11 protein-coding genes are annotated in these 11,635 nt (G+C 71.2%); 4 read left to right on the top strand and 7 right to left on the bottom strand.

The window, feature by feature from the left end; all coding sequences use genetic code 11:
* Window positions 1-78: 78 nt before the first annotated feature.
* Together ACFXDE_RS42860 and dnaB are read right to left on the bottom strand one after the other, a co-directional pair.
* Complete coding sequence (locus ACFXDE_RS42860) at window positions 79-1,503, bottom strand: acyltransferase family protein (protein WP_380499645.1); 1,425 nt, start codon at window positions 1,501-1,503, stop codon at window positions 79-81.
* A 197-nt stretch (window positions 1,504-1,700) separates the two neighbouring features.
* Window positions 1,701-3,320 (bottom strand): replicative DNA helicase, encoded by a 1,620-nt coding sequence (gene dnaB, locus ACFXDE_RS42855; RefSeq protein WP_380499644.1) that lies wholly within the window; start codon window positions 3,318-3,320, stop codon window positions 1,701-1,703.
* Window positions 3,321-3,746: 426 nt separating this feature from the next.
* Between dnaB and ACFXDE_RS42850 the strand changes: the two genes are divergently transcribed.
* Entirely contained in the window at window positions 3,747-5,081 is a 1,335-nt protein-coding gene (locus ACFXDE_RS42850) for an MATE family efflux transporter (protein ID WP_380499643.1), read from the top strand.
* Between the two features lie 72 nt (window positions 5,082-5,153).
* Here ACFXDE_RS42850 and rplI read toward each other — a convergent pair whose 3' ends face one another.
* From rplI to rpsF, 4 genes are all read right to left on the bottom strand, one after another.
* The gene (gene rplI, locus ACFXDE_RS42845) at window positions 5,154-5,600 is read right to left on the bottom strand and encodes a 50S ribosomal protein L9 (RefSeq protein ID WP_363647663.1); all 447 of its coding nucleotides are present in this window, start codon (window positions 5,598-5,600) and stop codon (window positions 5,154-5,156) included.
* Between the two features lie 17 nt (window positions 5,601-5,617).
* Window positions 5,618-5,854, bottom strand: a complete 237-nt coding sequence (gene rpsR, locus ACFXDE_RS42840; RefSeq protein ID WP_030304537.1) for a 30S ribosomal protein S18 — start codon at window positions 5,852-5,854, stop codon at window positions 5,618-5,620.
* A gap of 80 nt (window positions 5,855-5,934) precedes the next feature.
* Window positions 5,935-6,549: a single-stranded DNA-binding protein gene (locus tag ACFXDE_RS42835; protein WP_380499642.1), complete on the bottom strand. Its 615-nt coding sequence runs from the start codon at window positions 6,547-6,549 to the stop codon at window positions 5,935-5,937.
* A gap of 96 nt (window positions 6,550-6,645) precedes the next feature.
* Window positions 6,646-6,936, bottom strand: a complete 291-nt coding sequence (rpsF, locus tag ACFXDE_RS42830) for a 30S ribosomal protein S6 (protein WP_063348486.1) — start codon at window positions 6,934-6,936, stop codon at window positions 6,646-6,648.
* 317 nt (window positions 6,937-7,253) lie between these two features.
* Between rpsF and ACFXDE_RS42825 the strand changes: the two genes are divergently transcribed.
* From ACFXDE_RS42825 to ACFXDE_RS42815, 3 genes are all read left to right on the top strand, one after another.
* Window positions 7,254-7,553 (top strand): hypothetical protein, encoded by a 300-nt coding sequence (locus ACFXDE_RS42825; RefSeq protein ID WP_380441703.1) that lies wholly within the window; start codon window positions 7,254-7,256, stop codon window positions 7,551-7,553.
* Window positions 7,554-7,743: 190 nt separating this feature from the next.
* A complete protein-coding gene (locus ACFXDE_RS42820) occupies window positions 7,744-8,862 on the top strand; it encodes a lipid II:glycine glycyltransferase FemX (RefSeq protein WP_380441705.1) in 1,119 nt (372 codons plus the stop codon).
* A gap of 13 nt (window positions 8,863-8,875) precedes the next feature.
* Window positions 8,876-9,910, top strand: a complete 1,035-nt coding sequence (locus ACFXDE_RS42815) for an alanine racemase (protein ID WP_380441707.1) — start codon at window positions 8,876-8,878, stop codon at window positions 9,908-9,910.
* A gap of 40 nt (window positions 9,911-9,950) precedes the next feature.
* On the opposite strand, the gene ACFXDE_RS42810 is transcribed toward ACFXDE_RS42815, so the two are convergent.
* Window positions 9,951-11,528 carry a glycosyltransferase family 87 protein gene (locus tag ACFXDE_RS42810; RefSeq protein ID WP_380499641.1) on the bottom strand — a complete coding sequence of 526 codons (1,578 nt, stop codon included), beginning with the start codon at window positions 11,526-11,528 and terminating at the stop codon, window positions 9,951-9,953.
* Window positions 11,529-11,635: the final 107 nt, after the last annotated feature.

Below are 11,635 nucleotides of genomic sequence, written 5' to 3'. Positions count from 1 at the left end.
CGCTGCGGTTGGCGACGGCGCGGGCGGTCGTCTGGGGGCGGCGGGCGCCCCCCCCCCCGGGCCCTCATGTCCCCCGGATCAGCCGGAGCGTTCCGCCCCGCCCGACGAACCCGCGCCCACCAGCTCCGACTCCTGGCGCGGCACCGGTACGGCGGCCGACGGCGCTCCCGGTGCGGCCGGCTCCAGCGACTGCGGCGGCCAGCGCCGGTTCACCGCCTTGGTCAGCTTGCGGCCCAGGTTCTGGAACGGCATCTCCACCAGCCGGTACACCACCCAGCAGACCACCAGCAGCACGGCGACGTACCCGGCCACCCACGACCACCGCTCGGCGAACGGCATCGCGGCCAGCTTGACGTAGTAGTGGTTGCTGTCCCAGCCGAGCCGCCACAGCAGGAACTTCTTCACCGGCCAGTGCAGCAGGTAGACCGAGAAGCTCACCGCGCCCAGCCAGGTCAGCACGCGCGGCAGCCGCCGGTTGCGCAGCAGGAAGAAGAGCCCGAACGACGCCCAGGCCGCCAGGTAGGCGTTGGTCCACGCCGGCCAGGTGAAGGTCGAGGTCGCGCGCGCCATCGCGTCCCGGTTGTACATCCACCCGACCATGGCGCCCGCCACCACCACGAAACCGACGGACAGCCAGGCCTCGATGCGCTCGATCTGCCCGTGCTGCGCCCGGTAGATCACCGTGCCGGCGAACATCGTCGCGAGGATGGTGAAGCTCTCGTACGCGGGGTCCCGGCCGTTGGTGAACACCAGCAGCAGGCCGAGCCCGCCCAGCAGCAGACCGCCGACCCGGGCCAGCGGCGCGTTGCCGCTGAGCATGCAGAGCACGCCCATGACCACGACGACCACGGTGGCGGCGACGAGGTTGTTGGTCTCCGTGAGGGTGTGGTTCAGGCTGTACGACGGGATCCAGACGCCCAGGACGAGCGCGATCGCCCCCGCCGCGACCGCGATCGGCGTGCTGCGCCGGTGCCAGCCCACCGTGAAGAGGCTGCTGACGAAGAAGTAGAAGAGCATCTCGTACGCGAGCGTCCACGAGATGCCGAGCGCGTTCACCACGCCCAGCATGTCCGACAGCAGCAGGCCGTTGGCCGCCAGCCAGAGCTTGTGGTACGGGACGCCGTCGTAGCTGACGACCTGGTAGCTGAGCGGCAGGACGAACTCGGCGAAGAGCACGGTCACGATCAGCGCCGGGTAGATCCGGAAGACCCGGCCGATCCAGAAGGCCCGGACGTCACCGCGGCGTTCCAGTGAGGCCGGGATGATGTACCCGCTGACGATGAAGAACGCGATGACCCCGTAGAAGCCCAGGTCGAAGTGGGCGGCGATGACATCGCCCTTCGGGATCAGCCTGAAGATCTCGAAGTGGTGGGCCGCCACGGCCAGCGCCGCGATGCCCCGCAGGGCGTCCAGCCAGCCGAGTCTGCTCGCCGGCGCGGCCGCACGGTCGGCACGGCGCTCCTTGTGTGCCCCCCACCGAGGCAGCGATCTGATAATCGTCACGCGCTGGAGGGTAGCCCATTCGAACACAACCCTTTCACGATTCCTTGATCACCCCACGTCGGAGGCCGTGCCAGGGGTGTGACAGGGGGGGTGCCGGGCCCGGAGCGGGCCGGATCCGGTCGACCGGCGAGGCCTTCGGGACGACGCGCCCCGGCCGCAGCGCGAGGGCGACCAGCAGGCCGCGCAACGCGCCGGGGTCAGTCCCGGGTCATGTCCACGAAGCGCGAGTAGTGGCCCTGGAAGGCGACGGTGATCGTGGCCGTCGGGCCGTTACGGTGCTTGGCGACGATCAGGTCGGCCTCGCCCGCGCGCGGGGACTCCTTCTCGTAGGCGTCCTCGCGGTGCAGCAGGATGACCATGTCGGCGTCCTGCTCGATCGAGCCGGACTCTCGCAGGTCGGAGACCATCGGCCGCTTGTCGGTGCGCTGTTCGGGACCACGGTTCAGCTGGGACAGCGCGATCACCGGCACCTCCAGCTCCTTGGCCAGCAGCTTCAGGTTTCGCGACATGTCCGAGACCTCCTGCTGGCGGTTCTCGGCCCGGCGGGAGCCGCCGGACTGCATCAGCTGGAGGTAGTCGATGACGATCAGCTTGATGTCGTTGCGCTGCTTGAGCCGGCGGCACTTGGCCCGGATCTCCATCATCGACAGGTTCGGCGAGTCGTCGATGAACAGCGGCGCCTCGCTGACGTCCGGCATGCGGCGGGCGACCCGCGTCCAGTCGTCGTCCGTCATGTTCCCGGAGCGCATGTGGTGCAGCGCCACCCGGGCCTCGGCGGAGAGCAGGCGCATCGCGATCTCGTTGCGCCCCATTTCGAGCGAGAAGATGACGCTCGGCAGCTTGTTGTGGATCGAGCACGCCCGGGCGAAGTCCAGGGCGAGCGTGGACTTACCCATGGCGGGACGGGCCGCGATGACGATCATCTGGCCCGGGTGCAGGCCGTTGGTGAGCTGGTCGAAGTCGGCGAAGCCGGTCGGTACGCCGGACATCTGGCCGTTGCGCGAGCCGATGGCCTCGATCTCGTCGAGGGCGCCCTCCATGATGTCGGCGAGCGGGGCGTAGTCCTCGTTGGTGCGCTGCTCGGTGACGGCGTAGATCTCCGCCTGTGCCGCGTTGACGATCTCGTCGACGTCGCCCTCGGCCGCGTAACCCATGCCCGCGATCCGGGTGCCGGCCTCGACCAGCCGGCGCAGCACCCCGCGCTCGGCGACGATCTGGGCGTAGTACTCGGCGTTCGCCGCGGTCGGGACGGAGTTGACCAGGGTGTGCAGGTAGGAGGCGCCGCCGACGCGCTGGAGCTCGCCGCGCTTGGTGAGCTCGCCGGCCACGGTGATCGGGTCGGCCGGCTCGCCGCGGGCGTAGAGGTCGAGGATCGCGCCGTGGATCATCTCGTGCGCGGGCCGGTAGTAGTCGGCCGGCTTGAGCACCTCGACGACGTCGGCGATCGCGTCCTTGGACAGCAGCATGCCGCCGAGGACGGACTGCTCGGCCGCGAGGTCCTGCGGGGGGACGCGCTCGAAGCCTTCGGCGCCGCCCTGGCCCCCGTCGTCCCGGCGGTCGCCCTTGCCGTTCTGGAAGCCCTTCTGGAAACCGCCGCCCCCACCCTTCTGGGAGCCCTTCTGGAAACCCCCGCCCCCGCCCTTCTGGAAGCCGTCGCCCTGGCCCCCGCCGCGACCCCGCGAGACCGGGAGCCGGTCGCCGGGCCCTTCCGGGAACGGCGCGTCGTCGAACGCACCGGCCGGGAAGGGGTCCTCGGCGTTCTGCCAGTCGTCCTCCGGCGGCGGGGCGTCGTGGTCGTCGTACTGGGGGCCGGTCACGCGTGTTCCCCGATCAGCGAGTGGTGCGAGTTGGAGCGGAGCCGCTCCTCTTTGTACGCCACGGGGCCGACAAAACGGACGCCGGGGCGGGTGGGAGTGTCGGGCGGAGAGCCCACGCTAAGGGGCCGGACGCCCTTCAGCCAACACGGTTATCCACAGGGGGTGTGGACGAGCGGCCCTGGGCTGTGGAGAACTGCCGCAAAGCTGTGGACGCCCCTGTGGAAGGTCCTGTGGATAACCGGACCATCGGCCCCACGTCAACTCTCTGACCTGGAGTTACCTCTTCCGGGGTCTGTGCATGAGAAATTCTTCACACACCACCGGACGGCTGTGGGCGCGGAGCCCGCCGGGCTCGCCACTCACCAGTTCGAGTAATGGACAACAGGCACTAGCAGCCATTACCTGTGGATGAGTAACCTGGACCGCATGACCGCCGCCACCACCGGACCCTCCAGACGCCGGCACGACCGCGAGATCCTCGCCCTCGCCGTACCCGCCTTCGGCGCGCTCGTCGCCGAGCCGCTCTTCCTGATGGCCGACTCGGCGATCGTCGGCCACCTCGGCACCCCCCAGCTGGCCGGCGTCGGCGTCGCCGCGGCCGCACTCTCCACCGCCACCGGCGTCTTCGTCTTCCTCGCCTACGCCACGACCGCCGCCGTGGCGCGCCGGATCGGCGCCGGGGACCGCCGGGCCGCCGTCCAGCAGGGCGTCGACGGCATCTGGCTCGCCCTGGGCCTGTCCGTCGCGGTGGTCGCGCTCACCCTCCTGCTGGCCCCCTGGGCCGCGGACGTCCTCGGCGCCTCCGACACGGCCGCGCCCTACGCCGTGACCTACCTGCGGATCAGCTCCCTCGGCATCCCCGCGATGCTCATGGTGATGGCCGCCACCGGCGTGCTGCGCGGCCTCCAGGACACCCGCACGCCGCTCGTGGTCGCCGTCGCGGGCTTCACCGCCAACATCGGCCTGAACGCCGGCCTGGTCTACGGAGCCGGGCTCGGCGTGGCCGGCTCGGCCTGGGGCACGGTGCTGGCGCAGACCGGGATGGCCGCCGTGTACGTGGTCGTGGTGGTCCGCGGCGCCCGCCGCGAGCGGGCCTCGCTGCGGCCGGACCTCACGGGCATCCGGGCGAGCGCCAGGGCGGGCGGTCCGCTGCTGGTGCGGACGGTGAGCCTGCGGGCCGTGCTGATGATCGCCACCGCGGTGGCCGCCCGGCTCGGCGACACCCAGGTCGCCGCGCACCAGATCGCCATGACGCTGTTCAGCTTCCTGGCCTTCGCGCTGGACGCGATCGCGATCGCCGGCCAGGCGATCATCGGCCGCTACCTGGGCGCGGCGGACGTCCCGGGGGCGAAGGCGGCCACCCGGCGGATGGTCGAGTGGGGCATCGGCTCCGGCGTCGTGCTGGGCCTGCTGGTCGTCGTGGCCCGCCCGCTGTACGTCCCGCTGTTCACACCCGATCCGGCCGTGCGGGCGCAGCTGGGCACCGCGCTGCTGCTGCTCGCGCTCACCCAGCCGCTGAGCGGCCTGGTGTTCGTGCTGGACGGGGTCCTGATGGGCGCCGGGGACGGCCCGTACCTGGCGTGGGCGATGCTCGCGACCCTGGCCGTGTTCGCGCCGGCGGCCCTCGCGGTCCCCGCGACGGGCACCGGGCTGGCCGGGCTGTGGTGGGCGATGAACCTGTTCATGCTGGTCCGCGCCGGGTTCATGGTCCGGCGCGCCCGCGGCGGCAGGTGGCTGGTCACCGGAGCGGTCCGGGGCTGAGCCCCGGCCCGGGAAAGCGCCGAGGGCCGGACTCCGCGGAGGAGTCCGGCCCTCGGGCCACTGCTATGCGGTTCAGGCAGCCACGACGGCGACGTCGAGGTTGGCCACGACGTCCGAGTGCAGCTTGACCGAGACCTTGTGGGTGCCCACGGTCTTGATCGGCGAGGCGATCGCGACGGCGCGCTTGTCCACGGCCGGGCCGCCGGCGGCCTTGATGGCCTCGACGACGTCGGACTGGGTCACCGAGCCGAACAGACGGCCGGCGTCGCCCGAGCGGACGGCCAGCTTGACCTGGACGCCCTCGAGCTTGCCCTTGACCTCGTTGGCGGCCTCGAGCGTCTGGATGGCGTGGATCTTGCGGGCGCGACGGATCGCGTCGACGTCCTTCTGGCCACCCTTGGTCCAGCGGATGGCGAAGCCGCGCGGGACCAGGAAGTTGCGGGCGTAGCCGTCCTTGACCTCGACGACCTCGCCGGCGGAGCCGAGACCCGGCACCTCGTGCGTGAGGATGATCTTCATTACTTGGTCACCCTCTCTTAGCGCGCGGTGCTGGTGTAGGGCAGCAGCGCCATCTCACGGCTGTTCTTCACGGCCGTGGCGACGTCACGCTGGTGCTGGGTGCAGTTGCCGGTGACCCGGCGGGCACGGATCTTGCCGCGGTCGGAGATGAACTTCCGCAGCAGGTTCGTGTCCTTGTAGTCAACGTAGTTGACCTTGTCCTTGCAGAAGACGCAAACCTTCTTCTTCGGCTTGCGAGCAGGCGGCTTCGCCATTGTGTGCTCCATTTGGGGTTCACGACCCGGCGGGCGTCCGGGGACGCCGGCGGCCGGGCCGCACGAAATCTGTCAGCTCTTTAGAACGGGGGCTCTTCCGAGAAGCCGCCACCGGACGGGGCACCCCAGCCGCCGCCGCCCTGCTGGCCGCCGGACGGGGCGCTGGAAGCCCACGGGTCGTCGGAGGGGCCGGACTGGCCGCCGGAGTTTCCACCCCAGCCGCCGCCCTGCTGGCCGCCACCGCCGCCCCAGTTGCCGCCGCCGCCCTGGCCGCCCTGGCCGCCCTGCTGGCCGCCGAAGCCGCCACCGGGGCCGCCGGGGCCACCGGAACGGTTGGCCCGGGTGACCTTGGCAGTCGCCGAGCGCAGGCTCGGGCCGACCTCGTCGACCTCGACCTCGAAGACCGTCCGCTTCTCGCCTTCCTTGGTCTCGTAAGACCGCTGGCGCAGTCGGCCCTGCACGATGACGCGCATGCCGCGCTGCAGCGACTCGGCCACGTTCTCCGCCGGCTGCCGCCAGACGTTGCACGTGAGGAAGAGGCTCTCGCCGTCCTTCCACTCGTTCGTCTGACGGTCGAAGGTGCGGGGGGTGGACGCGATGCGGAACTTCGCGACCGCCGCACCCGACGGGGTGAAGCGCAGCTCGGGGTCGTCGACGAGATTGCCGACGAGGGTGATGACGGTCTCGCCTGCCATGGTGGTGATGACCTCTCGGGAAGATGTCCGTTCACCGCTGTTTCACGTGAAACAGCGGTCGCGAGCTACCCGAGACCCGAAGGCCTCAGAGGTGGCTCAGTGGGTGTCCGGGCGCAGGACCTTGGTCCGCAGAACCGACTCGCTCAGGCCCATCTGGCGGTCGAGCTCCTTGACGACCTCAGGCGTGGCCTTCAGGTCGATGACCGAGTAGATGCCCTCGGACTGCTTGTTGATCTCGTAAGCCAGACGGCGACGACCCCAGGTGTCGACCTTCTCCACCTTGCCGCCGGCGTTGCGGACGACGGTGAGGAAGTTCTCGATCAGGGGGGAGACAGCGCGCTCCTCGACCGAGGGGTCGAGGATGACCATCACCTCGTAGTGACGCATGGGTAACCCACCTCCTTTGGACTCAACGGCCACGGTCTCTCCGTGGCAGGAGGGTTGTGCAGCGTCGGCACCGGAGCGTGTGACGACACCGGCCCACCGTAGCGGCCGGGTCCGACAGTCGGGCCCCGCTCACCCGATCGGGCGGCCGCCCGCAAGAGGGCGCAAGGGGGCACAACTACACCAGTGCAGACGGCACAGCCTACCCGCACCCGTACGGCCGAACAAAACGCATAGGGGTTGTGAGACCAGTCCAACCGCCGCAATCTGGACGGAACGGGATTCCTGCCCGTTCGTCTCCACGCCAGGAGGTGGGACACATGGCACAGTCCGTCCACCGCATGCCCGCCCTCACCCTCAACACCGACGGCCACCCGCACCCCCGGGAGAACGCCCTGGTGGCGCTGACCGCGCTGCTGGGCGTCGTCTCCTTCACCACGTCGTTCTTCTACAACCTGCACCTGCTGACCTCGTGGACGGGCCTGTTCGGCATCGTCGCGGGGCTCTGGGGCATGTTCGTCTCGGTCACCACCGCCGAGCGCTTCGTCCTGATGATCACGCTCGGCGCCTCCGCCGTCGGCTTCTACCTCGGCATCGCCCGGGGCGGCCTCTGGGGCTGATCCCGGGCCTCCGGGACCGCTTCCGGCCCCCTCGACAGGAACCCTCGGCGCCCCCGTCGCGTATCTGCAGGAGACAGGTACGCACGGGGGCGCCGTCACGCCCGCGCCCACGGGCGCCGGTGCCACCGGACGATAGGGTCACCCCGAGAACCCGGGGCCACCACAGCCCGACCGACGAGGAGCACCGAGCATGAGCCTGCGCCTGAGGACGATCACCCGCGAGGAGCACCTCGCCTTCATCAGGAGCCGCGCCTCGGCCAGCCACATGCAGGTCCCGTCCTGGGGCGACGTGAAGGCCGAGTGGCGCTCGGAGTCGATCGGCTGGTTCGACGAGGGCAACCAGCTCGTCGGCGCCGGCCTGGTGCTCTACCGGCAGCTGCCCAAGGTCAAGCGCTACCTGGCCTACCTGCCCGAGGGCCCGGTCATCGACTGGTTCGACCGCGACCTCGACCGCTGGCTCTCCCCGATGCTCGCCCACCTCAAGGCGCAGGGCGCGTTCTCGGTGAAGATGGGCCCGCCGATCGTCATCCGCCGCTGGAACGCCCCCACCATCAAGGAGGCCATCGCCGGCAAGCAGGCCAAGCGCCTGCGCGACGTCGAGGCCGACTGGTACGAGGCGCGCGCCTTCGAGGTGGCCGACCGGCTGCGCAAGGCCGGCTGGCTGCAGGGCGAGGACGGCGGCGCCGGCTTCGGCGACGTCCAGCCGCGCTACGTCTTCCAGGTGCCGCTGGCCAACCGCTCGCTGGACGACATCCACAAGAACTTCAACCAGCTCTGGCGCCGCAACATCAAGAAGGCCGAGAAGAGCGGCGTCGAGGTGTACCAGGGCGGCTACGACGAGCTGCCGATCTTCCACCAGCTCTACCTGGTGACGGCCGAGCGCGACAAGTTCACCCCGCGCCCGCTCTCCTACTTCCAGCGCATGTGGAAGGCCCTCACCGCCGAGGACCAGAACCGGATGCGCCTCTACATCGCCTACCACGAGGGCGAGCCGCTGGCCGCGACCACGATGCTCGTGGTCGGCGAGCACGTCTGGTACTCCTACGGCGCCTCGGCCAACCACAAGCGCGAGGTCAAGCCGTCCAACGCCATCCAGTGGCGGATGATGCGCGACTCCTACGCGCTGGGCGGCGGCGTGTACGACCTGCGCGGCATCAGCGACACCCTGGACGAGAACGACCACCTGTTCGGCCTGATCCAGTTCAAGGTCGGCACCGGCGGGCAGGCGGCCGAGTACCTCGGCGAGTGGGACTTCCCGCTCAACAAGCTGCTGCACAAGGCCCTCGACCTCTACATGTCCCGCCGCTGAGGAGGCTGACCCGATGACGCTGTCGCTCTACCTCGAAACCGAACGCTGGCGCACCCACCAGCGCTCCGTCCTCGCCGAGTTCCCCGGCCTGGTGCCGGTCGCCAAGGGGAACGGCTACGGCCTGGGCAACCACCGGCTGGCCGAGGAGGCGACGCTGCTCGGCACCGGGGTGCTGGCCGTCGGCACCGCCTACGAGGCGGCCGACGCCGCCGAGTGGTACGGCGGCGAGCTGCTGGTGCTCACCCCCTACCGGATCGGCGAGGAGGTGCTCCCGCTGCCGCACGCCCGGGTGATCCGGACGGTGGCGAGCGTGGACGCGCTGCGCGCGCTGCACGGCGCCCGGGTGGTCGTGGAGTGCATGACCACCATGCGCCGGCACGGCGTGAGCGCGGCCGACCTGCCGGCGGTGGCCGCCGAGCTGGAGGGCGTCTCCTTCGAGGGCCTCGCGCTGCACCTGCCGATGGACCGGCCGGACGGCTCCAGCCCGGTCGAGGAGGTCGCGTACTGGGTGGACACCGCCCGGGCGGCCGGGATCCCGGTGGACACCGTGTTCGTGAGCCACCTCGGCTCGGCCGGCATGGACCAGCTCGCCCAGCGCTACCCGGGCACCGTCTTCCGCGCCCGGATCGGCACCCGGCTCTGGCTGGGCGACCACGGCGCGCTGGAGGTCCGGGCGACGGTCCTGGACGTCACCCCGGTGAAGAAGGGCGACCGCTACGGCTACCGCCAGCACCCGGCGCCCTCCGACGGCCACATCGTCGTGGTCGCCGGCGGCACCGCGCACGGCATCGGCCTGGAGGCCCCCAAGTACGTGGCGAGCATGGGCGCGCGGGCCAAGGGCATCGCGCGGGCCGGCCTGGCGACCGTAAACAAGACCAAGTCGCCGTTCCACTGGGCCGGCAAGCAGCTCTGGTTCGCCGAGCCGCCGCACATGCAGGTCTCGCTGCTGTTCCTGGACGGCGAGACCAAGGCACCGGTGATCGGCGACGAGCTCGGCCTGCAGGTCCGGCACACCACTACGCACTTCGACCGCGTCGTGGACCGCTGAGGCCCTCCCGCCGGGGCCTCCCGCGGAGGCCCCTCTCCCGCTAGCCCTTCTCGGCCGGCTCCGGCAGTTCCGGCTCGTCCAGCCACTGCCCGGGGCCGGCCGGCGCGTACTCCGCGTAGCTCTCGTCCTCGCGCAGGCGGCGGGCGGCCCCGATCACGACCGCGTCGGGGGCCCGGTCGAGCACCCCGCCGGACGGGTCGTCACTGCCGTCCCAGCGCACCGGGTCGCGGTCCGGCAGCAGGACGTCGCGGACCACCAGGGCGACCAGGTAGAGCGTGCCCAGCAGGTGCAGCACGATCGCGAAGTGGTACCAGGCCTCGCCGATGCCGTGCTGCTTGGTCCCGGTGACGAAGCCCAGGTGGGACCAGATGCCCAGGGTGTACAGCACCTCGCAGGCCTGCCAGACCAGGAAGTCCCGCCAGCGCGGCCGGGCCAGCACCGCGAGCGGCAGCAGCCAGAGCGAGTACTGCGGCGAGTAGACCTTGTTGACCACGATGAACAGGGCGACGACCAGGAACGCCAGCTGCGCGAAGCGCGGACGGCGGGGCGCCGAGAGGCCCAGCCACGCTATGGCCGCGCAGCCCAGCACCATGAGCGCCGCGATGTAGGAGTTGAGGTACTCCAGCCCGGTCCCGCGGTTCTGCATGACGATCAGCCAGAACGAGCCGTAGTCCTCGGCGCGGTGGTTGCTGAAGACGTAGAAGGTCGACCAGCCCTGCCAGTTGGCGATCATGATCGGCAGGTTGACCAGCAGCCAGGCGCCGAGCGCGCCGCCCAGCGCCGCGCGGAACTCGCGCCACTTTCCGGCCCGCCAGCACAGCACCAGCAGCGGGCCGAGGAGCAGCAGCGGGTAGAGCTTGGCGGCGGTGGCGAGGCCGATGAACACGCCGGCCCACAGCGGCCGGGAGCCCGCCCACCAGGCCATCGCGACGGCGGCCAGCGCGACCGCGAGCAGGTCCCAGTTGACGGTGCCGTTGAGCAGCAGGACGGGCGCGAGCGCGAACAGCAGCGCGTCCCACGGGCGGCGCCGGTGGGTGCGCGAGAGCGCCACCGCGGCGACCACCGCGCAGGCCATCAGCAGGCCGGCGTTGATCGCCCAGAACCACTGCTCCTGGTCCTGCTGGGTGCCGCCACCCGGCGTCAGCCAGGCCGCGATCTGCATGAACAGGCCGGTCAGCACCGGGTACTCCAGGTACTGGAGGTCCCCCGAGGAGCCCGGGATGCGGTCGACGTACGGGTGCAGCCCGGCGGCGAAGCCGCGTCCGGCGAACAGGTGCGGGATGTCGCTGTAGCAGGCGTGGATGTACTGCGGCGAGCCCGCCTGGAACCACGCGTGGCTGTAGCAGGGCGCCTTCTGCACCATGCCGAGCACCGAGATGACGATGACGGCGAGCGCCAGGACGCGCACCGGGACCCACCACGAGACGCCCAGCAGCGCCCGGCGGCCGGGCGGGCCGCCGAAGAACTCGCTGCCGGCCGCGGCCACCGGGTCCTCGTCGGCCGGGACCACCACCGTGTTGGCCGGCGGCCCGGCGGCGGTGACGGGCGCCGGGGCAGGCCCGACGGCGTCGCTGGGCCCGGTCAGGCCGGCGGATTCGTCAGGTGCGCTCGACGTCATGCCGGACATCCTGCCGCACCGGCCCCGCCGGGACGAGGAGGCCCCCGCGGAGGGGCCGTCCGGGCCGTGGCGAATCATGACGAAACGGCGGTGGCGGCCCTCCGTGG

Source organism: Kitasatospora sp. NPDC059408, assembly GCF_042751525.1.
Classification (GTDB): domain Bacteria; phylum Actinomycetota; class Actinomycetes; order Streptomycetales; family Streptomycetaceae; genus Kitasatospora.
Note: the sequence above shows the minus strand (reverse complement) of the source record. Positions and strands in the feature narration are given on the sequence as shown.